This window comes from Enterobacter sp. T2 (assembly GCF_010692925.1).
GTDB lineage: Bacteria > Pseudomonadota > Gammaproteobacteria > Enterobacterales > Enterobacteriaceae > Enterobacter > Enterobacter kobei.
Genome location: NZ_CP048736.1, coordinates 3547433 through 3573327, shown reverse-complemented (window position 1 = coordinate 3573327; position 25895 = coordinate 3547433). Strand labels below are relative to the sequence as shown.

General features: G+C 56.3%; 18 protein-coding genes and 1 pseudogene. 17 read left to right on the top strand and 2 right to left on the bottom strand.

Annotated features, from left to right (window positions below; genetic code table 11):
- The first annotated feature begins 191 nt into the window (after positions 1–191).
- The 17 genes and pseudogenes from G0034_RS17125 (at position 192) to G0034_RS17045 (ending at position 24528) form a co-directional block, all read left to right on the top strand.
- Positions 192–5144 (top strand): alpha-2-macroglobulin family protein, encoded by a 4953-nt coding sequence (locus G0034_RS17125; protein ID WP_179121133.1) that lies wholly within the window; start codon positions 192–194, stop codon positions 5142–5144.
- A 1-nt stretch (position 5145) separates the two neighbouring features.
- A complete protein-coding gene (pbpC, locus tag G0034_RS17120; protein WP_179121132.1) occupies positions 5146–7473 on the top strand; it encodes a peptidoglycan glycosyltransferase PbpC in 2328 nt (775 codons plus the stop codon).
- An 88-nt stretch (positions 7474–7561) separates the two neighbouring features.
- Positions 7562–9940, top strand: a complete 2379-nt coding sequence (locus G0034_RS17115) for a DMSO/selenate family reductase complex A subunit (protein ID WP_023338670.1) — start codon at positions 7562–7564, stop codon at positions 9938–9940.
- Entirely contained in the window at positions 9937–10566 is a 630-nt protein-coding gene (locus tag G0034_RS17110; protein WP_179121131.1) for a DMSO/selenate family reductase complex B subunit, read from the top strand. The genes G0034_RS17115 and G0034_RS17110 overlap by 4 nt, the downstream gene beginning before the upstream one ends.
- A complete protein-coding gene (locus G0034_RS17105) occupies positions 10559–11347 on the top strand; it encodes a dimethyl sulfoxide reductase anchor subunit family protein (protein WP_179121130.1) in 789 nt (262 codons plus the stop codon). The genes G0034_RS17110 and G0034_RS17105 overlap by 8 nt, the downstream gene beginning before the upstream one ends.
- Positions 11347–12222 carry a 4Fe-4S binding protein gene (locus G0034_RS17100; protein WP_179121129.1) on the top strand — a complete coding sequence of 292 codons (876 nt, stop codon included), beginning with the start codon at positions 11347–11349 and terminating at the stop codon, positions 12220–12222. The genes G0034_RS17105 and G0034_RS17100 overlap by 1 nt, the downstream gene beginning before the upstream one ends.
- Positions 12223–12343: 121 nt before the next feature.
- On the top strand, positions 12344–12775 hold the full coding sequence (gene ndk, locus G0034_RS17095) for a nucleoside-diphosphate kinase (protein ID WP_003860625.1): 432 nt from the start codon (positions 12344–12346) through the stop codon (positions 12773–12775).
- Positions 12776–12944: 169 nt separating this feature from the next.
- Positions 12945–14111: a dual-specificity RNA methyltransferase RlmN gene (gene rlmN, locus G0034_RS17090; protein ID WP_014884812.1), complete on the top strand. Its 1167-nt coding sequence runs from the start codon at positions 12945–12947 to the stop codon at positions 14109–14111.
- 292 nt (positions 14112–14403) lie between these two features.
- Positions 14404–15411 (top strand): cytoskeleton protein RodZ, encoded by a 1008-nt coding sequence (gene rodZ / locus G0034_RS17085; RefSeq protein ID WP_179121128.1) that lies wholly within the window; start codon positions 14404–14406, stop codon positions 15409–15411.
- 26 nt (positions 15412–15437) lie between these two features.
- Positions 15438–16556 carry a flavodoxin-dependent (E)-4-hydroxy-3-methylbut-2-enyl-diphosphate synthase gene (ispG, locus tag G0034_RS17080; RefSeq protein WP_023337626.1) on the top strand — a complete coding sequence of 373 codons (1119 nt, stop codon included), beginning with the start codon at positions 15438–15440 and terminating at the stop codon, positions 16554–16556.
- Positions 16557–16636: 80 nt separating this feature from the next.
- The gene (hisS, locus tag G0034_RS17075) at positions 16637–17911 is read left to right on the top strand and encodes a histidine--tRNA ligase (protein WP_179121127.1); all 1275 of its coding nucleotides are present in this window, start codon (positions 16637–16639) and stop codon (positions 17909–17911) included.
- Between the two features lie 13 nt (positions 17912–17924).
- A complete protein-coding gene (locus tag G0034_RS17070) occupies positions 17925–18545 on the top strand; it encodes a YfgM family protein (RefSeq protein WP_014884808.1) in 621 nt (206 codons plus the stop codon).
- 10 nt (positions 18546–18555) lie between these two features.
- Complete coding sequence (gene bamB, locus G0034_RS17065) at positions 18556–19734, top strand: outer membrane protein assembly factor BamB (RefSeq protein WP_014884807.1); 1179 nt, start codon at positions 18556–18558, stop codon at positions 19732–19734.
- Positions 19735–19846: 112 nt separating this feature from the next.
- Positions 19847–21319 carry a ribosome biogenesis GTPase Der gene (gene der, locus G0034_RS17060; RefSeq protein ID WP_014884806.1) on the top strand — a complete coding sequence of 491 codons (1473 nt, stop codon included), beginning with the start codon at positions 19847–19849 and terminating at the stop codon, positions 21317–21319.
- Positions 21320–21618: 299 nt separating this feature from the next.
- Complete coding sequence (locus G0034_RS17055; RefSeq protein WP_179121126.1) at positions 21619–23163, top strand: peptide MFS transporter; 1545 nt, start codon at positions 21619–21621, stop codon at positions 23161–23163.
- Positions 23164–23221: 58 nt separating this feature from the next.
- A pseudogene (locus G0034_RS17050) lies at positions 23222–24256 on the top strand (Gfo/Idh/MocA family oxidoreductase).
- A gap of 50 nt (positions 24257–24306) precedes the next feature.
- Positions 24307–24528 (top strand): zinc ribbon domain-containing protein, encoded by a 222-nt coding sequence (locus G0034_RS17045; RefSeq protein WP_179121125.1) that lies wholly within the window; start codon positions 24307–24309, stop codon positions 24526–24528.
- On the opposite strand, the gene G0034_RS17040 is transcribed toward G0034_RS17045, so the two are convergent.
- Positions 24525–24875, bottom strand: a complete 351-nt coding sequence (locus tag G0034_RS17040; protein ID WP_014884802.1) for a protealysin inhibitor emfourin — start codon at positions 24873–24875, stop codon at positions 24525–24527. The genes G0034_RS17045 and G0034_RS17040 overlap by 4 nt on opposite strands.
- On the bottom strand, positions 24876–25895 hold the full coding sequence (locus tag G0034_RS17035; RefSeq protein ID WP_179121124.1) for a M4 family metallopeptidase: 1020 nt from the start codon (positions 25893–25895) through the stop codon (positions 24876–24878).

Here is a 25895-nt window from a genome sequence, read left to right as displayed (position 1 = left end):
AAACAAATGACGTGAAAGGTAACATGTGACGTTATGCTCTGTGATCGCGGTTCCACCTCCACGCCGCCGGACATGGCGATTCTACGAGGCGCTTTCCAGATTCTAAAATTGGACTTTTTGTATTAACGAAACTTGCGGATAATACTTATCCGGACGACGACCAACAGGCCCCCTCAGGCCAGGGACAAAGGATGAAACCGTTTCGCTTAGCCGCGATCTCTCTCGCGCTGCTTACCACATTTACGCTTGTCGGCTGTGACAACAGCGACGATAAATCTCAGACTGCGGCTCCCGCAGCATCCACCACATCAACCCCGAAAGCGGCTGAAAAGCCTGATGCAGAAAAACTGGCAAAACTGGCGGCACAGAGCCAGGGCAAAGCATTAACCCTACTGGATGCCTCTGAAGTACAGCTGGACGGCGCCGCCACGCTGGTGTTGACCTTCTCTGTTCCGTTGAATCCCGACCAGGATTTCGCGAAAACAGTGCATGTCGTGGATAAGAAAAGTGGCAAGGTTGACGGGGCGTGGGAACTTGCGCCTAACCTGAAAGAGCTTCGCCTGCGTCATCTGGAGCCCAACCGTAATCTGGTTGTCACCGTCGAACGTGGTTTACAGGCGCTGAACAAAGCAACGTTCGACATTGATTATGAAAAAGCGATCACCACCCGGGATGTCGAACCGACGGTCGGTTTTGCCAGCCGCGGATCGCTGCTGCCGGGCAAAGTGGTGGAAGGGCTGCCGGTGATGGCGCTCAACGTCAACAATGTGGACGTCAATTTCTACCGCGTGAAGCCGGAATCGCTGGCTTCCTTTGTCAGTCAGTGGGAGTACCGTAACTCCCTGACCAACTGGGAATCCGACAACCTGCTGAAGATGGCGGAACTGGTTTATACCGGTCGCTTTGATCTCAATCCGGCGCGCAATACCCGTGAAAAACTGCTCCTGCCGCTCAAGGATATCAAGCCGCTCCAGCAGTCTGGCGTCTATATCGCGGTCATGAACCAAGCCGGACACTACAACTACAGCAATGCCGCAACCCTCTTTACCCTGAGCGATGTCGGGTTATCCGCTCACCGTTACCACAACCGCCTGGACATCTTTACCCAGAGTCTGGAAAACGGTGCGGCGCAGTCCGGTGTCACCGTCACGCTGCTGAATGACAAAGGGCAGACCCTTGCCGAGGCGAAAAGCGATGCGGACGGTCATGCGACGCTTGAAACCGACAAAGAGGTCGCGCTGATTCTGGCGAGCAAAGATGGCCAGACCACGCTGCTTGATCTCAAACTTCCGGCGCTCGACCTGGCGGAGTTTGATATCGCCGGTAATCCGGGCTACAGCAAGCAGTTCTTTATGTTTGGTCCGCGCGATCTCTATCGGCCGGGTGAAACCGTGATCCTCAATGGCTTACTGCGCGACAGCGACGGAAAGCCGCTCCCCGACCAGCCTGTGAAGCTTGACGTGTTGCGTCCGGATGGACAGGTGGCGCGCACGATGGTCGTTAAGCCAGAAAACGGGCTCTATCGTTTTAACTATCCGCTGGATAGCGGTGCGCAGACCGGCATGTGGCATATCCGCGCGAACACAGGTGATAACCAGCAGCGTCTGTGGGATTTCCACGTGGAAGATTTCATGCCTGAGCGTATGGCGCTGAATCTGACGGGTCAAAAAGCACCGGTTTCCCCGCAGGATGACGTGGACTTTAACGTAGTAGGCTATTACCTGTACGGTGCGCCGGCTAATGGGAATTCACTGCAGGGCCAGCTTTTCCTCCGCCCACTGCGTGAGGCCGTGCCTGCACTGCCAGGCTTCCAGTTTGGGGACATCGCTGAGGAAAACCTGAGCCGCAGTCTGGATGAAGTGCAGCTTACGCTGGACGAACAGGGGCGCGGGCAGGTTACGACTGAAAGCCAGTGGAAAGAAGTGCACTCGCCGCTACAGCTGATCCTGCAGGCCAGCCTGCTGGAGTCGGGCGGTCGCCCGGTGACGCGTCGCGCTGAGCAGGCCATCTGGCCGGCGGCTGAACTGCCGGGTATCCGTCCTCAGTTCGCCAGCAAGGCCGTATACGACTACCGCACGGATACCACCGTCAACCAACCCATTGTTGACGAAAACGGTAATGCCAGCTTTGACATCGTTTATGCCGATGCCAGCGGGGCGAAAAAAGCGGTATCAGGCTTACAGGTGCGCCTGATCCGCGAGCGCCGCGACTACTTCTGGAACTGGTCTGAGAGCGAAGGCTGGCAGTCTCAGTTCGATCAAAAAGATCTGGTTGAAGGTGAACAGGAGCTTAGCCTCAAGGCCGATGAAACCGGCAAGGTCACTTTCCCGGTGGAGTGGGGCTCATACCGTCTGGAGGTGAAAGCGCCTGATGAGATGGTCAGTAGCGTGCGCTTCTGGGCGGGATACAGCTGGCAGGATAACAGCGATGGCACGGGGGCAGCACGCCCTGACCGCGTGACGCTGAAGCTGGATAAACCCGCTTATCAGCCAGGCGATACCATCCAGCTGCATATCGCTGCACCCGCCGCAGGCAAGGGCTATGCCATGATCGAATCCAGCGAAGGGCCGCTGTGGTGGAAAGAGATCGACGTACCGGCAAACGGGCTCGATCTCTCGATTCCGGTCGATAAAGCCTGGAAACGTCACGATCTCTACCTCAGCACACTGGTGGTGCGCCCTGGGGATAAATCGAAATCCGCTACGCCGAAACGCGCGGTTGGTCTGCTGCATCTGCCGATGGGAGACGAAAATCGTCGCCTGAACATTGCGCTCGATAACCCGCAGAAAATGCGGCCAAATCAGACGCTCTCTGTGAAGGTGAAAGCCAGCGTGAAAGAGGGGGCGGTTCCACAGAAAGTGAACGTGCTGGCTTCGGCAGTGGACAGCGGCGTGCTGAACATTACCGATTACGTTACGCCAGATCCGTGGCAGGCGTTCTTCGGCCAGAAGCGCTACGGCGCGGATATCTACGATATCTACGGCCAGGTCATTGAAGGACAGGGCCGCATGGCGGCGCTGCGCTTCGGCGGTGATGGCGATGAACTGAAGCGCGGCGGCAAACCGCCGGTGAACCACGTCACCATTATTGCCCAGCAGGCTCAGCCGGTTACGCTGGATGCTAACGGGGAAGGTACCGTTACGCTGCCGATTGGAGACTTCAACGGCGAGCTGCGCCTGATGGCACAGGCCTGGACGGAAGATGATTTTGGCAGCAGTGAAAGCAAGGTTGTGGTGGCCGCACCGGTCATTACCGAGCTGAACACCCCGCGTTTCCTGGCGAGTGGAGATACCTCGCGCCTGACGCTGGATCTGACCAACCTGACCGACCAGCCGCAAACGCTGAACGTTGCCCTGACTGCGACAGGCAAACTGTCCCTGGAGGGCGCGCCGCCGCAGCCGGTTCAGCTGCCGCCGGGCGCGCGTAGCACCCTGTTTATTCCAGTACGTGCGCTGGAAGGCTATGGCGACGGTGAGGTGACGGCACAGGTTACCGGCCTGCAGCTTCCGGGCGAAACCTTCGCACCGCAGCAGAAAAGCTGGAAAATCGGTGTACGTCCGGCATTCCCGGCACAGACGGTCAATACCGGAGCGATGCTGAACCCGGGTGAATCCTGGACCGCACCGGCGCAGCATAGTAGCGGTTTCTCTCCAGCCACTCTGCAGGGGCAACTCCTGCTGAGCGGTAAACCACCGCTAAACCTGGCTCGCTATATTCGTGAACTGCAGGCGTATCCGTATGGCTGTCTGGAACAAACCACGAGTGGCCTGTTCCCGTCGCTCTACACCAACGCGGCGCAGCTCACCGCGCTTGGTATTAAGGGCGACACGGATGACAAGCGCCGTGCTGCCATTGATATTGGGATCTCGCGTCTGCTGCAGATGCAGCGCGAGGAGGGCGGTTTTGCGTTGTGGGATAAAAACGGCCCGGAAGAGTACTGGTTAACCGCCTATGTCACTGACTTCCTGGTGCGTGCAGGCGAGCAAGGCTACAGCGTGCCTGCCGAAGCCGTAAATTACGCCAATAGCCGCCTGCTGCGCTACCTGCAGGATCCGGGCATGATGTCCATTCGCTACAGCGACGACACCCAGGCCAGCAAATTTGCCGTACAGGCTTATGCCGCTCTGGTGCTGGCGCGCCAGCAAAAAGCACCTCTGGGTGCGCTGCGCGAAATCTGGGATCGTCACGCTCAGGCTGCTTCCGGGCTGCCGCTGATGCAGCTGGGTATGGCGCTCAAACTGATGGGCGATGCCCCACGCAGCCAGCAGGCACTGGACCTGGCGCTCAAAACGCCGCGTAACGACAGCAAAAATTGGATGGCCGATTACGGTAGTCAGTTGCGCGATAACGCGTTGATGCTCTCCCTGCTGGAAGAGTACAAGCTGCTGCCGGATGCGCAAAATACGTTGCTGAATGCGCTGTCTGAACAGGCTTTCAGCCAGCGCTGGCTGTCTACTCAGGAGAGTAATGCCCTCTTCCTGGCCGGACGTTCGCTGCAAACTCTGTCAGGTGCATGGCAGGCGAAAACCTCGCTGTCTGATACCGCCTCAGGCGGTGATACATCGCTGGTACAAAACGTCAACGGCGACCAGCTTGGTGCGCTGCAGGTGACCAATACCGGCACTTCGCCACTGTGGGTTCGCCTGGACAGCACGGGTTATCCGGAATATGCGCCTCAGCCGAGCTCGAACGTGCTGCAGATTGAACGTCATATCCTGGCAACCGACGGCAGCAGTAAATCGCTCTCATCTCTGAAGAGTGGTGAACTGGTACTGGTGTGGCTTGAGGTGAAAGCCAGCCAGAACGTGCCGGATGCGCTGGTGGTGGATCTTCTCCCGGCGGGTCTGGAGCTGGAAAACCAGAACCTGGCGAGCAGCAGCGCCAGCCTGCAGGACAGCGGCAGCGAGGTGCAAAACCTGCTGAGCCAGATGCAGCAGGCGGATATTCAGCATATGGAGTTCCGCGACGACCGCTTTGTGGCCGCTGTGCCGGTCAACGAAGGTCAGCCGGTCACGCTGGTTTACCTGGCGCGCGCCGTCACACCGGGAACTTACCAGGTGCCGGTCCCGATGGTGGAGTCTATGTACGTTCCGCAGTGGCGGGCAACGGGTGCGGCCAGCGGCCCGCTGATTGTTGTTCCGTAATATGCTGAAAGCACGTCTGACACGCTCCCGCTGGCTCTGGCTGGCGGGAGCGCTTCTCATTTTATGGGGGCTGGTTTTCGCCGCCGACCGCCTGTGGCCGTTACCTCTGAAAGAGGTTAACCCCGCCCGGGTGGTGGTGGATGAGAACGGCACGCCGCTGTGGCGTTTTGCTGACGCGGAGGGCATCTGGCGCTATCCGGTGACCATTGAAGAGGTCTCTCCCCGCTATCTTGAGGCGCTAATCCAGTATGAAGATCGCTGGTTCTGGGATCATCCCGGCGTAAACCCACTCTCTGTCATGCGCGCCGCCTGGCAGGATCTCACCTCCGGGAGAGTGGTCTCGGGGGGAAGTACGCTTACCATGCAGGTGGCGCGCCTGCTGGATCCGCATCCGCGCACCTTCGGTGGAAAGATCCGTCAGCTCTGGCGGGCGATGCAGCTGGAGTGGCATCTCTCCAAACGCGATATTCTTACGCTGTATCTCAACCGTGCCCCGTTTGGCGGCACGCTGCAGGGGGTAGGGGCAGCAAGCTGGACCTATCTGGGGAAACCACCTTCGCAGCTTAGCTACTCCGATGCAGCGCTGCTGGCCGTACTGCCGCAGGCACCAAGTCGTCTGCGCCCGGACCGCTGGCCGGAGCGGGCCGAAGCGGCACGCAATAAAGTGCTCGACCGCATGATGACCCAGGGCGTCTGGTCAGAAAAACAGGTAAAAGAGTCCCGTGAAGAGCCGGTATGGCTGGCTCCCCGTCAGATGCCGCAGCTGGCGCCGCTTTTTGCTCGCATGATGCTCGGCAAAAGCCGCGACACAAAAATTGTCACCACGCTGGATGCCGGACTACAACGACAGCTGGAAGAGCTGGCGATGAACTGGAAATCCCGCCTGCCGGCACGCAGCTCGCTGGCGATGATCGTCGTGGATCATACGGATATGAAAGTGCGCGGCTGGGTCGGTTCGGTGGATATTAACGACGACAGTCGATTTAGCCATGTTGATATGGTCAATGCGATCCGATCGCCGGGATCGGTGCTGAAACCCTTTATTTACGGTATGGCGCTGGATGATGGCCTGATCCATCCCGCCTCATTGCTTCAGGACGTTCCTCGAAAAACCAGTGATTATCGCCCCGGAAATTTCGACAGCGGCTTCCACGGGCCGGTCAGCATGAGTGAAGCGCTGGTACGCTCCCTCAATCTGCCGGCGGTGCAGGTGCTGGAAGCCTACGGGCCAAAGCGTTTTGCCGGAATGCTGAGCAATGCCGGGCTACCGCTGATCCTGCCTGCGGGGGCACAACCGAATTTGTCGCTGATTTTGGGAGGTGCAGGCGCGCGGCTGGCCGATATCGCCGCTGCCTATAGCGCCTTTGCCCGACACGGCAAGGCGGGAAGGCTGCGCTTCCAGCCTGGCGACGCGCTTGTTGAGCGCCCGCTGTTATCGGCAGGTTCAGCGTGGATTATTCGCCGTATTCTCGCCAACGAGGCGCAGCCGCTGCCGGACAGTGCGCTACCGCAAATTGCGCCGCTGGCGTGGAAAACCGGCACCAGCTACGGCTACCGTGATGCCTGGGCAATAGGTCTGAACGCCCGTTACGTCATTGGCATCTGGACCGGAAGACCGGACGGCACGCCCGTGGCCGGGCAGTTTGGTTTTGCCAGCGCGGTGCCGCTCCTGAATCAGGTAAATAACCTGCTTCAGTCTCGCTCGACGGTAGACGAAGCCCGCCTGCCGCGCGATCCGCGTCCGGAGAGCGTCGGGCAGGGTGTGATCTGCTGGCCTGGCGGTCAGTCGCTGCCGGAAGGCAGTGAAAACTGTCGGCGTCGCCTTTCCACATGGTTGCTGGAAGGAAGTGAGCCGCCTACGCTGCTTTTACCGGAACAGGAAGGTATTCGCGGCATTCGTTTCCCGGTCTGGCTTGATAAAACGGGTAAGCGCGTTGCAGCAGATTGCCCGGATGCCACGGAGAAAATCCTCGATGTCTGGCCGCTGCCGCTGGAGTCGTGGCTGCCTGCAGCAGAAAAAAGGGCGGCGCGTCTTCCTGCGAAATCAACAGTCTGTCCGCCTCTGGATAATAACAATGCGGCACCGCTGATGATTTCGGGAATCAGAGAGGGAGCCGTGATTAAGCGACTCCCGGGTGAAGAAAAGGTGACGCTTTCTGTCAGTACGACAGGTGGAGAAGGTGAGCGCTGGTGGTTTTTAAACGGAGAACCGTTAAAAGGACGGAATTATAATTATTCATTAAAATTATATTTGCCGGGTAATTATCAATTATTTGTGATGGATGAGGCAGGACAAACGGCGACGGTAAATTTCGAGCTGGGCCGTTAAGTTTTACCCCTAAAGCGTTAGCTTGATAATTATCAACATTCGTTCCTGAAAAAAAACGAGAATGCGTTTTTATTTGAAGGAACGAGCAATGAAAAAAAATAAAAATCAGGGAGAGGGTTTTATTCCCGAGATATCCCGACGTCATTTTATTCAGGCAGGATCGGCGCTTGCCGCCCTTCCGCTTGTTGTGACAACCCGCAACGTACAGGCCCAGGACGCCGCGGCTACACGTGCGGCGCCGGAAGAAAAAGTGGTGCAAACCTGCAGCACGTTTGACTGCGGGGGGAAGTGTGATATTCGAGCTCACGTCAGCGAAGGCGTCGTCACCCGAATTTCCACGCGCCCGGATAATGCATTGGATCCGCAGATGCCGGTTATGCGTGCCTGCGTTCGTGGCAGAGCGTATCGGAAATTTGTTTATCATCCCGATCGGCTTAAATATCCAATGAAGCGTACAGGTAAACGTGGCGAAGGAAAATTCGAACGTATTACCTGGGATGAAGCCACGACGCTGATTGCGAATCAATTAAAAACGATTACGCAAAAATACGGTGCGGCTTCACGCTATGTTCATGTGGGTACCGCAGTTTCTGGCGGAACGTTTTCCGGCGATAAAATGGTTCGTCGTCTGCTCAACTTAACCGGCGGCTACCTCGAAAGCTATCACTCGGTCAGTATGGGCAACACGGCGGCAGCCACGCCGTATACCTATGGCACCGCCGCCAGCGGCAGTTCTCTGGATACACTGCTTGATACGAAACTGGTCATCCTCTGGGGGCATAACCCGACGGAGACGATTTTTGGTCACAGCAACTACTTCTTCCAGAAGATGAAGCAAAACGGCACCCGCTTTATCGTTGTCGATCCGCGCTATTCAGACACGGTTTCCTCCCTTGCCGAACAGTGGATCCCGTTGCTTCCTGCCACTGATAATGCCCTGATGGATGCCATGATGTACGTGATCGTCACAGAGAATCTGCACGATCGCGACTTCATTCAGCGCTATACCCTGGGCTTTGACGAAGCATCAATGCCGGAAGGCGTTCCGGCCAATGAATCCCTGATGGCTTACCTGAGCGGGGCAAAAGACGGCGTGGCGAAAACCCCTGAGTGGGCCGAGAAAATTACCCATGTGCCTGCGCAGACTATCCGTCAGCTGGCTCGCGACTACGCAAATACTAAACCTGCTGCACTGATCCAGGGTTGGGGGCCGCAGCGTCACAACTGCGGCGAGCGCACCGCGCGCGGCTCAACGTTACTGGCGACGCTAACGGGTAACGTCGGCGTAAAAGGCGGCTGGGCGGCAGGCTATGGCGGCTGCGCTAACCGCAAATTTGCCGTTGGGCCCGAAATGCCGGATAACCCTGTAAAAGCCAAAATATCGGTGATGAACTGGGTGCAGGCCGCCGACGATGCTTCTCAGGTGACGGCGGATGTTGGTCTGAAAGAGGCTGACAAGCTGGACAGCAATATCCGCATCCTGTTCTCGCTGGCCGGCAATTACCTGGCTAACCAGAATCCGGATCTCCATCAGGCGACCCGCGTGCTGGAAGACGAGTCGAAAATCGAGTTTATTGTCGCAAGCGATCTGTTTATGACGCCGAGCGCCAGATACGCCGATCTTCTTCTGCCGGAAACCAGCTTTATGGAGCGCTGGAATATTGGCGAAACCTGGGGGACCGCGAGCTATCTGATCCTGTCGGAAAAGCTGATTGAGCCTGAGTTTGAGCGCCGTTCAGATTACGACTGGCTGCGTGAGGTTGCCGCGAAGCTCGGCATTGAACCCGCGTTCAGCGAGGGCCGTGACGAAAAAGCGTGGATTGAGCACATCTGGGAGCAGACGCGGCTGGCGATGCCGGAGGAAAATCTGCCGGACTTCACGACGCTACAGAAAACGCGTCAGCATCTTTTCAAAAGCGCGCCGTACGTTGCCTTTGAAGACAACATTCGCGATCCGCAAAATCATCCGTTCCCGACGCCGTCCGGGAAGATTGAGATCTTCTCGAAGCGTCTGTACGACATGCATCACCCGGAAATTCCGGCGCTATCGCACTACGTTCCCGCTCATGAAGGCCCGGAAGATGAACTGGCGAAAACTTTCCCGCTTCAGCTGATTACCTGGAAAGGGAAAAACCGTGCCAACTCAACCCAATATGCTAACCCGTGGTTAATTGAAGCCCAGCAGCAAAAGCTGTGGATTAACCCGCAGGATGCGCAAAAGCGCGGCATTGCGCAGGGTGATACCGTGCGCATCCATAACGCGCGTGGCATTTGTGAAATCCCGGCCGAGGTGACGCCGCGCATCATTCCAGGCGTCGTTGCCATGCAGGCAGGTGCCTGGTGGCAGCCGGACGAGCAGGGTATTGATAAAGGCGGTTGCGCGAACGTCCTCAGTTCAGCCCGTATTACCGCGCTTGCGAAAGGGAATTCTCATCAAACCATGCTGGTGGAGGTAGCGAAAGCATGAGTCAGTTTAAACACTACGCGCCGGTGAGCGATAAACAGCTGGGTTTTTATATCGACTCCTCCCGCTGTTCGGGCTGCAAGGCCTGTCAGGTGGCGTGCAAAGATAAAAATAACCTTGAGGTTGGACGTCGTTTCCGCCGCGTTTATGAAGTCAATGGCGGAAATTTCATCCCAACCGGGCAGGGGGGCGTCAGCAATAACGTTTTTGCTTACACGCTCTCTATTTCTTGTAACCACTGTGCGGACCCGGTCTGCACCAAAAACTGCCCGACTACCGCGATGCACAAGCGTCCGGGCGACTGCATCGTGCGCGTCGATACGGACAAGTGCGTTGGCTGCGGCTACTGCGCATGGTCATGTCCTTACGGCGCGCCGCAGCTCAATGAGCAGACCGGACAGATGTCAAAATGCGATTTTTGCGTGGATCTCCAGGCAAAGGGGAAGCAGCCAGCCTGTGTGGCGACCTGTCCACTCGAAGCGATCAAATTCGGACCCATTGATGAACTTCGGGAGAAATACGGCGCGGTCTGCGATGTGAAAGGTTTGCCTGATTCTTCCATCACAAAACCGAACCTGGTAATCAAAGCGCATCAGGGTGCAGAGAAAGAGGGGAAGCGTCATGCATGAGTTACCGTTGCTGATATTTACGCTGTTCCTGCAGGGATCGGTAGGCGTGACCCTCTGGCTGGCGTTTGGCGAGGCGCGTGCATCGCACTCTCGTCTGCTGCTGCCCGCTGCCGGGGCGTTTGTCCTGGCCAGTCTGGGGCTTCTCTCCTCGGCGCTGCACATGGGCTATCCGCTCAACGCCCTTAACGCGCTGCGCCATGTTTCCAGCTCCTGGCTGAGCCGTGAGATCGTCTTTGCCAGCCTTTACCTTGCGGCACTGGGCCTTGCGACGCTGCTGATGTTTGCCAAAAAACCAGGCTGGAAGCTGCTGTTGGTTGTGGCCGGTGTTGCCGGGCTGGTGGATGTGTTCTGCATGGCGCAGATCTACATGCATACGTCGGTGGTGACCTGGCAGCACATTAACACTCTGGTGCTGTTCATCGGCTCGGTGGGGATCATAGGTTCAGCCTGCATGGCCGTTGGGCTGCGCTGCCAAACTTCCGTGCGTGCGGCGGTTGTCATTGTCGCGCTGCTGGTGCTTGTGCGTCTGGTCATGCAGCCCGTCTGGCTGGCAGACATTGTGACCATGGATAACACCGTGGTGACGTTCCCTCACGCACCGTTGCAGATGCTGGAGCAACTGCGCACGGTACATCTGCTGAGCTGGTGCGTTTCGGTTGCAGGTATGTTGTGCTTTGCCGCGGGCGGTCTGAAAGCGGCGCGAGGCCCAATGCTGCTGGGCAGTGCGCTGTTGATCGTGGGTGAGCTTATGCTGCGCTTCGTTTTCTTCAGTATTGGCTGATGGGCGAATTGTCATTATCCCCGGCGATAGAGGTGACGCATGCGTGCGTGCGTCGCCGTTTTCGCCATGCTGCCTGCAGTGCCTGCGCGGACGTTTGTCCCGCGCAGGTTTTTTCTTTTACTGAAATGGGCCTCTCGGTTGATGAACAGCGCTGTATAGGCTGCGGTGATTGCCTGTTCGTCTGTCCCACCGAGGCCATTACCGACATCACGCCGCGAAAACGCTTTCTGCGTGGCGATACCCTCGTTGGGCCTTTTACTGAACATGCCCCAGGGGTGAATGAGCTGCTGCTATGGCACGCGCAACACGGCGTGCGTTTTATCAGTATTGAAGCGGAACACTACCCGGCCTGGTTACTGGCGCTTGCCCGGCTTAATCTTGTGCTTCGTCGACGGGGTGAAGCGGTATGGGCTTTTAAGCCTGACCCGATCAACGAGGTGAATATTGCCCGCCGTGCGCTTATGTATGTTCCGCGGGAGGATGTGCGCCGCTGTAACGTCGTGCCGGGCCAGCGTCAGCTGCGCAGGGCATTCGCAGGATTTAGTGAGTCAGATATCGTTCTCGACATCGGAAAATGTATGTTGTGTGGGGCATGCTGGCGAAGCTGCACGGAAAACGCAATTCGTTTTGAGAATGCCACGCTGGTGGTGGAAACCGGACGCTGTACCGGGTGTGGGGGGTGCGAAGCGGTGTGTCAGCATGGCGCGATAAGCATAACGCAGACAGAACAGAGAGCGAAAAGCAGCGTGACGCCTGCCAGTGAGGCTGTTTGCCTGACGTGTCATCGTCATTTCTGGTCATTCAGGATGGATGAAAAGCACTGCCCGCTCTGTTCACGCCATCACTTCGCTATGCGCGATTCATCCTGTTGCTAATCTTCGTCTCATTTTAAAAAAATGTTATGCAGAACCATAGGCAATGGCGCTATTGCTCATTATAATCCGCGCCACACCATACTCAGGTATGCAAAACAACAGAACATTGACAGAGGTTATCATGGCTATTGAACGTACTTTTTCCATCATCAAACCAAACGCGGTGGCAAAAAACGTTATTGGCAGCATCTTCGCTCGCTTTGAATCAGCAGGGTTCAAAATTGTTGGCACCAAAATGCTGCACCTGACCGTTGAGCAGGCTCGCGGTTTCTACGCTGAGCACGAAGGCCGTCCATTCTTTGACGGTCTGGTTGAGTTCATGACCTCCGGTCCTATCGTTGTATCCGTGCTGGAGGGCGAGAATGCAGTACAGCGCCATCGCGATCTGCTGGGTGCAACCAACCCGGACAACGCGCTGGCCGGTACCCTGCGCGCTGACTACGCGGACAGCTTCACCGAGAACGGCACCCACGGTTCTGACTCCGTTGAATCTGCTGCACGCGAAATCGCCTTCTTCTTCGCAGAAGGCGAAGTGTGTCCACGCACCCGTTAATTTAACGGTTTCGTTTACACATTAATTTCGTAAATGCCACGTGCAAACGTGGCATCCCTGCGCCAGACTTTGTACAATGCAACGCCCCGGATGAGCAGACCGCTGTCCGGGGCGTTTCTATTCAACCCTCCAGGGGCCACAACGTGTAACAACGAGGCCGGAAAATATTATGTCTGAATTAGTGAATACCTCCGAAGTCGCCATTCCTGCGGTTCCCAATAAAAATGGAAAAATTAACCTGCTGGACCTGAACCGTCAGCAGATGCGCGAGTTCTTTAAAGATATGGGTGAGAAGCCGTTTCGTGCCGATCAGGTGATGAAATGGATGTACCACTACTGCAGCGACAACTTTGATGAAATGACTGACATCAACAAAGTGCTGCGTAACAAGCTCAAAGAAGTGGCTGAAATCCGCGCCCCGGAAGTGGTGGAAGAGCAGCGCTCTGCCGATGGCACCATCAAATGGGCGATTGCCGTAGGCGATCAGCGCGTTGAAACCGTCTACATCCCGGAAGAAGACCGCGCCACGCTGTGTGTCTCCTCCCAGGTGGGCTGCGCGCTGGAGTGCAAATTCTGCTCTACCGCACAGCAAGGGTTCAACCGTAACCTGCGTGTCTCTGAAATTATCGGCCAGGTCTGGCGTGCGGCGAAAATCGTCGGTGCGGCAAAAGTGACCGGTACGCGTCCTATCACCAACGTGGTGATGATGGGGATGGGTGAGCCGCTGTTGAACCTGACTAACGTGGTACCGGCAATGGAAATCATGCTGGATGACTTCGGTTTTGGCCTGTCCAAGCGCCGTGTGACGCTGTCGACGTCAGGCGTTGTCCCTGCGCTGGATAAGCTTGGCGACATGATTGACGTTGCGCTGGCTATCTCCCTGCACGCACCAAACGATGAAATTCGTGACGAAATTGTACCGATCAACAAAAAGTACAATATCGAAACCTTCCTCGCTGCCGTGCGCCGCTACCTGGAGAAATCCAACGCCAACCAGGGCCGCGTCACCATCGAGTACGTGATGCTTGACCACGTTAACGACGGTACCGAGCACGCGCATCAACTGGCTGAGCTGCTGAAAGATACGCCATGCAAAATCAACCTGATCCCATGGAACCCGTTCCCGGGGGCGCCGTATGGCCGTAGTTCGAACAGCCGTATCGACCGTTTCTCCAAGGTACTGATGGAGTATGGTTTCACCACTATCGTGCGTAAAACCCGTGGTGATGATATTGATGCAGCGTGTGGACAACTGGCTGGCGATGTCATTGACCGAACCAAACGTACCCTGCGTAAACGCATGCAGGGTGAGACGATTGCGGTCAAAGCTGTTTGATTATTATGCACTCACGGCGCATTATCTGCGCCGTGATGCATAATCTTACTGAATAATCAGTCAGATTCGTGAAGACTGATCAATAATTACGGTGCGTTTCATCCGACTTTCGGGCAGTATGTAACGACGTAACAACAGTTTAGCCGTTCGGGCAGGGCTGTACTGTCATCTCCGGGCTGACAGTCTTATACTGTCTGTTCAAGGTTAACTGACCTGAAGTTTCGCGGTGCGGGTGGCATTGTGACTCACCGGCACCTGAACCCTTTTTTTCACGTACCAGTAGTTGTAGCGAATGAATACTGAAGCCACTCACGACCAACATGAAGCACTCTCCACTGGCGTTCGTCTTCGCAACGCCCGTGAACAACTCGGACTCAGCCAGCAAGCCGTTGCAGAACGCTTGTGCCTGAAGGTTTCCACGGTTCGCGATATTGAAGAAGATAAGGCGCCTGCCGATCTGGCTTCAACATTTCTGCGCGGTTATATCCGCTCTTACGCAAAACTGGTGCACATCCCCGAAAACGAATTACTGCCAATGATGGAGAAGCAGGCACCGGTTCGCGCAGCGAAAGTGGCGCCGATGCAAACTTTCTCCCTGGGGAAACGTCGTAAAAAACGTGATGGCTGGCTGATGAGCTTTACCTGGCTGGTGCTGTTTGTGGTGATCGGCCTGACCAGCGCGTGGTGGTGGCAAAACCATAAGGCGCAGCAGGAAGAGATCACCACCATGGCCGATCAATCCTCTGCTGAACTCAATCAGGCAGGGAATGGTGGCGCTCAGAGCGTCCCGCTGAACACCGACGGTGCAGCCACCTCAAGCGAGCCGCAAACAACGGCTCCGGCAACCGATGCGGCGCAGGCTCCGGCAGCCACGGCTAACACTGCTGCGCCTCAGGCTCAGGATCAGAACGCGGTCGTTGCCCCTTCTCAGGCGAATGTTGATACTGCGGCGAACGCGCCTGCGGCGACTCAGCCAGCGGACAATACCGCGGCATCCCTGCCAACCGACCCGGCGGCTACTGCCGCACCAGCAGCCGATCCAAACGCGCTGGTGATGAACTTCACTGCCGACTGCTGGCTGGAAGTCACTGACGCGACAGGTAAAAAACTGTTTAGCGGCCTGCAGCGGAAAGATGGCACGTTAAACCTAACGGGTCAGGCACCTTACAAACTTAAAATCGGCGCTCCGGCAGCGGTACAGATCCAGTATCAAGGAAAACCTGTCGACCTGAGCCGCTTTATCAGAACTAACCAGGTTGCACGTCTTACCGTTAATGCCGAACAATCAGCAGCACAGTAACAGACGGGCAACGCGGGAGATTTTTCATGCATAACCAGGCTCCGATTCAACGTAGAAAATCGAAACGGATTTACGTTGGGAATGTGCCAGTCGGCGATGGAGCACCCATCGCCGTTCAGTCGATGACCAACACGCGCACCACGGACGTGGAAGCAACGGTCAACCAAATCAAAGCATTAGAGCGTGTAGGCGCGGACATTGTTCGCGTCTCCGTGCCCACCATGGATGCCGCAGAGGCGTTCAAGCTGATCAAACAGCAGGTTAGCGTTCCACTGGTAGCGGATATCCACTTCGACTACCGTATCGCGCTGAAAGTGGCCGAATACGGTGTTGATTGCCTGCGTATTAACCCGGGCAACATCGGTAACGAAGAGCGCATCCGCATGGTGGTGGACTGCGCCCGTGACAAAAATATCCCTATCCGTATCGGTGTCAACGCGGGATCGCTGGAAAAAGATCTGCAGGAAAAATACGGTGAACCCACGCCGCAGGCGCTGCTCGAATCCGCGATGCGCCATGTCGATCATCTCGATCGTCTTAACTTCGATCAGTTCAAAGTTAGCGTAAAAGCGTCCGATGTATTCCTCGCGGTGGAGTCGTACCGCCTGCTGGCAAAACAGATCGATCAGCCTCTGCATCTCGGGATCACCGAAGCGGGTGGCCTGCGTAGCGGTTCTGTCAAATCCGCGATCGGTCTGGGACTGCTGCTCTCTGAAGGGATCGGTGACACCCTGCGCGTTTCGCTGGCGGCCGATCCGGTAGAAGAGATCAAGGTCGGTTTCGATATCCTGAAATCACTGCGTATTCGTGCGCGTGGGATCAACTTCATTGCCTGCCCAACCTGCTCGCGTCAGGAATTTGATGTGATCGGTACGGTGAATGCCCTGGAGCAGCGTCTGGAAGATATCATCACCCCGATGGACGTCTCCATCATCGGTTGCGTGGTGAACGGTCCGGGTGAAGCGCTGGTGTCCACATTGGGCGTGACCGGCGGTAACAAGAAAAGTGGTCTCTATGAAGATGGCGTTCGTAAAGATCGTCTGGATAATAGTGACATGATCGACCAGCTCGAAGCTCGCATCCGCGCTAAAGCCGCGATGATGGACGAGACACAGCGTATCAGCGTTCAGCAGGTTGAAAAATAACGTGATGGGAAGCGTGCCGCTTCCCATGTATGATTGAACCCATTCTTTGGGTTTTTTTTGTATATAGAAAGAGAATAAACGTGGCAAAAAACATTCAAGCCATCCGCGGCATGAACGATTACCTGCCTGGCGAAACCGCCATCTGGCAGCGCATTGAAGGCACACTGAAGCAGGTGCTCGGCAGCTACGGTTACAGCGAAATCCGTTTGCCGATTGTAGAGCAGACCCCGTTATTCAAACGCGCGATCGGCGAAGTGACCGATGTGGTTGAAAAAGAGATGTACACCTTTGAGGACCGCAACGGCGACAGCCTGACTCTGCGTCCGGAAGGGACGGCGGGCTGCGTACGCGCCGGCATCGAACATGGTCTTCTGTACAATCAGGAGCAGCGCCTGTGGTATATCGGCCCGATGTTCCGCCACGAACGTCCGCAGAAAGGTCGTTATCGTCAGTTCAACCAGCTGGGTGTGGAAGTGTTTGGCCTGCAGGGTCCGGACATCGACGCCGAACTGATTATGCTGACGGCCCGCTGGTGGCGCGCGCTCGGTATTGCTGAGCACGTTTCGCTGGAGTTGAACTCTATCGGTTCTCTGGAAGCGCGTGCGAACTATCGCGATGCGCTGGTTGCATTCCTGGAACAGCATAAAGACAAGCTGGACGAAGACTGCAAACGCCGCATGTACAGCAACCCGCTGCGCGTGCTGGATTCCAAAAACCCGGATGTGCAGGCGCTGCTGAATGATGCACCTGCACTGGGTGACTACCTGGACGACAAGTCTCGCGAACACTTTACCGGCCTGTGCAAGCTGCTTGAAGCGGCGGGCATTGCCTACACCGTGAACCAGCGTCTGGTGCGCGGCCTGGACTACTACAACCGCACCGTGTTTGAGTGGGTGACCACCAGCCTCGGTTCACAAGGCACCGTGTGTGCCGGCGGTCGTTATGACGGTCTGGTTGAGCAACTGGGTGGCCGTGCAGCACCTGGCGTTGGCTTCGCGATGGGCCTTGAGCGACTTGTTTTGTTAGTTCAGGCTGTTAATCCGGAATTTAAAGCAGATTCCGTTGTCGATATATACCTGGTGGCCTCAGGCGCGGAAACGCAGTCTGCGGCGATGCAGCTTGCCGAACGCGTGCGCGATGCGCTGCCGGGCGTTAAGCTGATGACCAATCATGGCGGCGGCAACTTCAAAAAACAGTTTGCTCGTGCCGATAAGTGGGGCGCAAGTATTGCACTGGTGCTGGGTGAGTCCGAAGTGGCTAACGGCGAAGTGGTAGTTAAAGACCTGCGCTCTGGTGAGCAAACAACGGTAACGCAGGACGGCGTTGCGGCGCATTTGCGCACTCTATTGGGCTAAGGAGAAAGACTGCGTGGAAATTTACGAGAACGAACACGATCAGGTCGACGCGATTAAACGCTTCTTTGTTGAGAACGGCAAAGCGCTGGTTGTTGGGGTGATTTTAGGTGTGGGCGCGCTGATTGGCTGGCGTTACTGGAACAATCATCAGGCGGATACCGCGCGCGGCGCGTCTCTGACCTATGAAAATACCGTGAGCGCGATCCGTGCCGATCAGCCACAAACGCTGGTTGCGGCAGAGAAATTTGCTGCTGACAACAAAAACACCTACGGCGCGCTGGCTGCGCTGGAAGTGGCTCAGCAGTACGTTGATAAGAACGAACTGGATAAAGCTGTTGCTCAGTTGACTCAGGGTCTTGCTGCTGCCAGCGATGAAAACCTGAAAGCAGTGATTAATCTGCGCCTGGCACGTATTCAGGTTCAGCAGAAAAAAGCTGACGATGCGCTGAAAACGCTCGATACCGTTAAAGGCGAAGGTTTTGCTGCCATCGTTGCCGATCTGCGCGGTGAAGCGCTGCTGAGCAAAGGTGACAAAGCGGGCGCGCGTAAAGCGTGGCAAGCTGGCGTGGATAGCAAAGCTTCACCTGCGCTGAGCGAAATGATGCAGATGAAAATAAATAATTTGTCCGTCTGAGAGGGACCCGATGCAATTGCGTAAATTACTTCTGCCAGGACTGCTTTCTGTTACGTTATTGAGTGGTTGTTCACTGTTCAGTGGCGAAGAAGACGTTGTAAAAATGTCCCCACTGCCGACGGTTGAAAACCAGTTTACCCCTTCTACCGCGTGGGATGTCTCCGTTGGTAATGGTATTGGTGACTTTTATTCCAACCTTCATCCGGCCTTTGCGGACAGCGTTGTTTATGCCGCCGATCGTAAAGGTACCGTGAAAGCGGTCAATGCTGATGACGGAAAAGAAGTCTGGTCTGTTAACCTGGCGGAAAAAGATGGCTGGTTCTCCCGTAAACCTGCACTGCTGTCTGGCGGCCTGACGGTTGCCGGTGGTCATGTCTACGTGGGTAGCGAAAAGGCGCAGGTTTATGCCCTGAACACCAGCGACGGCTCCATTGCCTGGCAAACCACCGTGGCCGGTGAATCCCTGTCTCGCCCGGTCGTGAGCGACGGCCTGGTGCTGATTCATACCAGCAACGGCCAGCTGCAGGCGCTGAACGAAGCGGACGGTCTGGTGAAATGGACCGTTAACCTTGACATGCCTGCGCTCTCTCTGCGCGGTGAATCTGCGCCTGCTACCGCATTCGGTGCAGCAATTGTAGGCGGTGATAACGGTCGCGTGAGTGCCGTGCTGATGCAGCAGGGTCAGATGATCTGGCAGCAGCGTATCTCTCAGGCTACAGGCTCAACGGAAATTGACCGTCTGAGCGACGTCGACACAACGCCGGTCATTGTAGACGGTGTGGTTTACGCGCTGGCCTATAACGGTAACCTGACCGCGCTGGATCTGCGCAGCGGCCAGATCATGTGGAAACGTGAACTGGGTTCTGTAAATGATTTCATCGTGGACGGTAACCGTATCTATATGGTTGACCAGAACGACCGTCTGCTGGCGCTGAGCACTGAAGGCGGCGTGACCCTGTGGACGCAAAGCGATCTGCTGCACCGTCTGCTGACCGCGCCAGCACTGTACAACGGCAGCCTGGTGGTAGGCGACAGCGAAGGGTATATGCACTGGATTGATCCGGATAACGGCCGCTTTGTTGCACAGCAAAAAGTCGACAGCTCTGGTTTCCTGACCGATCCGGTTGTGGCTGACGGCAAACTGCTGATTCAGGCAAAAGACGGTACGCTGTACGCGATCACGCGTTAATTACCCGGCGGTTGTAGTATACTAAACGGCTCCTGTTCACTCAGGAGCCGTTTTGACATTTTTAAAAACGCCGCGAATGCGACGTTTATTTGAATTTTATGAGGCTTCAAACATGGTACCTGTGGTCGCGCTTGTCGGGCGCCCTAACGTTGGAAAATCCACTCTTTTTAACCGTTTAACACGCACCCGTGATGCGCTGGTTGCGGATTTCCCGGGGCTGACGCGTGACCGTAAGTACGGTCGTGCAGAGGTGGAAGGACGCGAGTTCATCTGTATTGATACCGGTGGTATTGACGGTACAGAGGACGGCGTTGAAACCCGCATGGCGGAACAGTCATTGCTGGCGATTGAAGAAGCGGACGTGGTGCTGTTTATGGTGGATGCGCGCGCTGGCCTGATGCCGGCAGACTCCGCCATCGCCAAACACCTGCGCTCGCGTGAAAAGCCCACTTTCCTGGTGGCGAACAAAACTGACGGCATCGATGCCGATCAGGCCGTTGCGGACTTCTGGTCTTTAGGCCTGGGTGAAATCTATCCCATTGCGGCATCGCACGGTCGCGGCGTGACCAGCCTGCTGGAAACCGTTCTGCTGCCATGGGTTGATGAAGTTAACCCGCCGGAAGAGGTAGACGAAGACGCTGAATACTGGGCGCAGTTTGAAGAGGGCGTTGAGGGCGAAGAAGAGCCTGAAGACGACTTCAATCCGCAGGATCTGCCAATCAAGCTGGCTATCGTGGGGCGTCCAAACGTAGGTAAGTCTACACTTACTAACCGTATTCTGGGTGAAGAGCGCGTGGTCGTTTACGACATGCCTGGCACCACGCGCGACAGCATCTACATCCCGATGCAGCGCGATGAACGTGAGTATGTCCTCATTGACACCGCCGGGGTACGTAAGCGCGGGAAAATCACCGATGTGGTGGAAAAATTCTCCGTTATCAAAACCCTGCAGGCGATTGAAGATGCCAACGTCGTCATGCTGGTCATTGATGCACGCGAAGGAATCTCCGATCAGGATCTCTCTCTGCTCGGCTTTATCCTCAATAGTGGGCGCTCACTGGTTATCGTGGTCAACAAATGGGATGGCCTGAGCAATGAAGTGCGCGAGCAGGTGAAAGAGACCCTCGACTTCCGTCTGGGCTTTATCGACTTTGCGCGCGTGCACTTTATTTCTGCCCTGCACGGCAGTGGCGTCGGTAACCTGTTCGAATCCGTGCGTGAAGCCTATGACAGCTCCACCCGCCGTCAGAGCACCGCCATGCTGACCCGCATCATGAATATGGCTGCGGAAGACCATCAGCCGCCGCTGGTACGCGGTCGCCGCGTGAAGCTGAAATATGCTCACGCCGGGGGTTATAACCCGCCAATCGTGGTGATCCACGGCAACCAGGTGAAAGACCTGCCGGATTCCTACAAGCGCTATCTGATGAACTACTTCCGTAAATCGCTGGACGTGATGGGCACGCCTATCCGCATCCAGTTCAAGGAAGGGGAAAACCCGTTCGCTAACAAGCGCAACACCCTGACGCCGAACCAGATGCGTAAGCGTAAGCGTTTGATTAAGCACATTAAGAAAAGCAAATAAGCTTTGCTGAACTCACAAAAGCCCGCGCATGTCGCGGGCTTTTTTTTGCCCAATCATACCGCCGGTTTTCTCTGTGTGATGTCAATCACTATTCACTTTTAACCATGTTTAAAACTAAGAAAGTAGACAATCGTCGAATTTTCGTCTTAAAGTCCCGGGCCCGGTACTAGACAAAACTAGCATCTGGTTATCAAATGGTTAACTAACTTTTCGCCGCATGTAAAAAATCGGTCAGATACGTAACTGGCCGGCGTACTTGCTGGTGTTTACAAGCACGACACATACCTTTCGGGAGAATTATGCAATCCTCTGTTAATCAAAAAGAGAGCCGAACGTTCTTCGGCCATCCGTATCCGCTCGGTTCACTGTTTTTCACCGAGATGTGGGAGCGTTTCTCGTTTTACGGCATTCGTCCGTTACTGATCCTGTTTATGGCCGCCACCGTCTATGACGGCGGGATGGGTCTGGCCCGTGAAAACGCCTCAGCGATTGTCGGTATCTTTGCCGGGACCATGTACCTGGCCGCGCTGCCGGGGGGCTGGCTGGCGGATAACTGGCTTGGGCAGCAGAGAGCCGTCTGGTACGGTTCAATTCTGATTGCGCTCGGCCACCTGTCGATTGCGCTGTCGGCCATCATGGGTGACAACCTGTTCTTTATCGGCCTGATGTTCATCGTGCTCGGCTCTGGCCTGTTCAAGACCTGTATCTCGGTCATGGTGGGGACTCTGTATAAAAAAGGCGATGCGCGTCGTGACGGCGGTTTCTCGCTGTTCTATATGGGCATCAACATGGGCTCGTTCATTGCCCCGCTGATTTCCGGCTGGCTGATTAAAACCCACGGCTGGCACTGGGGCTTTGGTATTGGCGGCATCGGGATGCTGGTGGCGCTGATTATCTTCCGCGTGTTTGCGGTTCCGGCGATGAAACGCTACGACAGCAAAGTCGGTCTGGATTCCACCTGGAACAGTCCGGTGGTGAAGCGTAATGGCGTGGGCATCTGGCTGCTGGTGCTGGCGGCAGGTGTGGCAACGCTCGTGACGCTGATTGCGCAGGGCGTGATTGTGATTAACCCGGTCGCGGTAGCCAGCGTGCTGGTCTACGTGATTGCGGCGTCTGTTGCCCTCTACTTTATTTATCTGTTTGTTTTTGCTGGCCTGAACCGTAAAGAACGCGCCAGACTGCTGGTGTGCTTTATTCTGCTGGTCTCAGCGGCGTTCTTCTGGTCTGCGTTTGAGCAGAAGCCAACCTCGTTCAACCTGTTTGCCAACGACTACACTAACCGCATGATCGGTGATTTTGAAATCCCGGCGGTTTGGTTCCAGTCGATTAACGCGCTGTTCATCATCCTGCTGGCCCCGGTGTTCAGCTGGGCATGGCCGAAACTCGCGACGAAGAACATCCGCCCGAGCAGTATCACCAAATTCGTGATCGGTATTCTGTGTGCGGCAGCGGGCTTTGGCCTGATGATGATGGCGGCACAGAATGTACTGAGCAATGGTGGGGCGGGGGTGTCGCCGTTCTGGCTGGTGGGCAGTATCCTGATGCTGACGCTGGGTGAACTGTGCCTGAGCCCGATCGGTCTGGCGACCATGACCCTGCTGGCGCCGGAAAGAATGCGCGGCCAGATGATGGGTCTGTGGTTCTGCGCCAGTGCCTTGGGTAACCTGGCGGCCGGCCTGATCGGCGGTCACGTGAAGGCCGACCAGCTGGATATGCTGCCGGATCTCTTCGCCCGCTGCTCCATCGCGCTGCTGATTTGTGCCGCGGTGCTGATCGTCCTCATTGTTCCGGTGCGTCGTATGCTGGAAAATGCGCAAACGAAACCGGCAGCTAGCGCCTCATAAACCTCAGTGTGCCGGGGCTGGCGTTACGCCCCGGCACGTTATTCCCTGAGGTGAAAATATGCAGTTAGGATTTGTTGGTCTTGGTGCGGTAGTGGAGACAGCGTATCTGCCCGCATTGCGTAACCTGTAAGGCCGCCCGGTTCGTTGTTTCGGGTTTGATGTTCTCCCGGCAAAACACCCTGAAGGCGTGACGCGCTGCGCCTCGCTTGCGGAACTGCTTGCCACCCCGCTTGATACCCTCTTTATCACTACCGCATCGCTGCACCATCTTGAGGTGCTTGAGCAGGCGATCGCCTCACCGATCTCCCGGATTGTGATAGAAAAACCGATTGTCGCCACGCTTCCCCAAATAGATAAGCTTAATGCGCTGCTGACCACGCCCGGTGCGGCATCGCGCGTGCTGGCGCTCGACCACTGGATGGCGCGCACCGAAACGGCGAAGCGCTCGCTGGTCAATCATTTTTCTGACGTCGTCAGAATCGAAGGCTTTTTGCAGGAGCCAAGCGGGTATAACGCTGTCGGCGAACCCATCGCGCTTAATTTCTCCACCGGTGAACCGGATACCAGAACGCTTCGTCACCCTGATGGCGTGATTCTGGATATCGGTACGCATGTGCTGGCGATGCTGCGTGAAACGATGCGCTTTCTGGGGGGCCATGACGAGATGACGCTACAGGTCGTTGCCGCTAAAGACCGTCTGGGTCGCGCTATTGCAAAGGGAGACCTGACCACGGCGGAAGGTGAGGCGCATCTTCAGGGAAGCATCAGCGGCGTACAGGTAGACATCTGGCTTAACAAATACGCAGGACCTGCGGGCGGACAAAAAGGCTTGCGTCTGCATCTGCGTGACGGGCGCATCATCAGTCACGACCGGCGCGGCGCGGAAGATGTGCTGGAGGCCATTGAGGGGGATGATATTCAGCGCTGGTCTCTCCCCGGCACAATCTACGAGCACTGTCTTGCGGGGCATATTCTTGGCGATAAAAGTCTGTTTGAGCGGGATCCGCAGGAGGTGAGCCGTACCACGCGCCGTCGGATCGAGGAAGTTGCGCTGCTGCTGACCTTGCAGCAACAGTTGCGTGGTCCGCACTGAACGCAACGTGGTAAAATTACCCCAGACCTGAATGCTTTGAAGGAGTCACCATGACGATTACCTGCCCGGATTGCCAGGCAACGCTGGAGCCCCAGAATGGGGGGGCGCACTGCGAGAACTGTAACAAAGACATTGCGCTTGAAGCCCGTTGCCCGGAGTGCCATCAGCCGCTCCAGGTTTTAAAAGCCTGTGGCGCGGTGGATTATTTCTGCCAGAACGGCCACGGCTTAATCTCTAAAAAGCGCGTGGAGTTTATTCCGGCAGAACGTTAATCACACACGCAGCCTTCGCCTTTCTGCCACAGTTCGACCAGCGACTCGGGTGCTTCCTGCTCGGGCACCAGCACGATGATATCGGCATAATGTGCCTGATTCTGCCCGGTCCAGATAATCTGGATGCGGAAATAGCGCTGGTCACCGCTGCCGGGGGACGTGGCTTGCCCGGGCGGCTGGCCGCGTGGAAACGCCTGCTCCAGGATGCTCACCAGGCGCTGGCGCTGGGCCTCATTGAGCGAGGACAGCGCGATGGTGCGCTGACCGCTCAGCTTAGGAATAAAAGCGACGCCGCCTTCCCGGGCCAGCTCAACTACGGCGTCATCCGTCAGTTCCGGAACCTGCATTTACAGCACTCCCACCTGTTCCCAGGCTTGTTTTATGGCCGCTCCGACGTCGCTACCGGAGCGTTTCTCTCCGTGCGCGATCGTCAGTTTTGCAAAGGCCTCAAAATCAGCATCCTGCGCCAGATTGCGATCGCAAACTGTGTCGTACCAGGCATAACCCGCTTTTTCCCAGGCGTGACCGCCGATCGCCGTCGCGGCCAGATAAAACGCCCGGTTGGGGATACCGGAGTTCAGATGCACGCCGCCGTTATCCTCGCGCGTTTTAATGAAATCTTTCATGTGCGCGGGCTGCGGATCTTTGCCGAGCAGCGGGTCATCGTAGGCGGTGCCGGGTTCAGACATCGATCGCAGCCCTTTGCCGTTAATTCCTGCGGCCAGCAGCCCTTCACCAATCAGCCAGTCTGCTTTATCGGCGGTTTGCTTCAGATGATACTGTTTCACCAGCGAGCCAAACACGTCAGAGAGAGACTCGTTTAGCGCGCCCGACTGTTCAAAATAGATCAGTCCGGCCTCGGTCTCGGTTACGCCGTGGCTCAGCTCGTGCGCCACCACGTCAATGGCAATCGTGAAGCGATTAAATATTTCCCCGTCGCCGTCGCCAAATACCATCTGCTGACCATTCCAGAAGGCGTTCTGATATTCCCGGCCGTAGTGAACGGTCCCGGTTAAAATAAGCCCTTTATTATCGAGTGAATCGCGCTGATATTCTTTCCAGAAGAAATCATGGGTAACCCCTAAATAATCGTAGGCTTCATCAACCGCGACATCACCATTCGACGGCTGGCCCTCATAACGCACCTGGGTACCCGGCAGCTCCTGAGTTTGCTTCGCATCGTAGATGTCTCGCTCCAGCTGTCCGGCTTTATTCACGTGCGGCGCGGCGGGCTTGCCCGGCATATGGGCCATTAACGTCTGCACGTGGGTTAAGGTCTGACGGGCGCAGCGCTGCTGCGGCTCGGAGCCCGTTTCGATAATACGACGCAGAATATAAGGGGGAATAACGCTATAAAGATGGATCAT

Coding starts and splice junctions, on each gene's coding strand:
- G0034_RS17125 (WP_179121133.1), top strand. CDS start 192: ATGAAACCGTTTCGCTTAGCCGCGATCTCTCTCGCGCTGCTTACCACA.
- pbpC (WP_179121132.1), top strand. CDS start 5,146: ATGCTGAAAGCACGTCTGACACGCTCCCGCTGGCTCTGGCTGGCGGGA.
- G0034_RS17115 (WP_023338670.1), top strand. CDS start 7,562: ATGAAAAAAAATAAAAATCAGGGAGAGGGTTTTATTCCCGAGATATCC.
- G0034_RS17110 (WP_179121131.1), top strand. CDS start 9,937: ATGAGTCAGTTTAAACACTACGCGCCGGTGAGCGATAAACAGCTGGGT.
- G0034_RS17105 (WP_179121130.1), top strand. CDS start 10,559: ATGCATGAGTTACCGTTGCTGATATTTACGCTGTTCCTGCAGGGATCG.
- G0034_RS17100 (WP_179121129.1), top strand. CDS start 11,347: ATGGGCGAATTGTCATTATCCCCGGCGATAGAGGTGACGCATGCGTGC.
- ndk (WP_003860625.1), top strand. CDS start 12,344: ATGGCTATTGAACGTACTTTTTCCATCATCAAACCAAACGCGGTGGCA.
- rlmN (WP_014884812.1), top strand. CDS start 12,945: ATGTCTGAATTAGTGAATACCTCCGAAGTCGCCATTCCTGCGGTTCCC.
- rodZ (WP_179121128.1), top strand. CDS start 14,404: ATGAATACTGAAGCCACTCACGACCAACATGAAGCACTCTCCACTGGC.
- ispG (WP_023337626.1), top strand. CDS start 15,438: ATGCATAACCAGGCTCCGATTCAACGTAGAAAATCGAAACGGATTTAC.
- bamB (WP_014884807.1), top strand. CDS start 18,556: ATGCAATTGCGTAAATTACTTCTGCCAGGACTGCTTTCTGTTACGTTA.
- der (WP_014884806.1), top strand. CDS start 19,847: ATGGTACCTGTGGTCGCGCTTGTCGGGCGCCCTAACGTTGGAAAATCC.
- G0034_RS17055 (WP_179121126.1), top strand. CDS start 21,619: ATGCAATCCTCTGTTAATCAAAAAGAGAGCCGAACGTTCTTCGGCCAT.
- G0034_RS17045 (WP_179121125.1), top strand. CDS start 24,307: ATGACGATTACCTGCCCGGATTGCCAGGCAACGCTGGAGCCCCAGAAT.
- G0034_RS17040 (WP_014884802.1), bottom strand. CDS start 24,875: ATGCAGGTTCCGGAACTGACGGATGACGCCGTAGTTGAGCTGGCCCGG.
- G0034_RS17035 (WP_179121124.1), bottom strand. CDS start 25,895: ATGATCCATCTTTATAGCGTTATTCCCCCTTATATTCTGCGTCGTATT.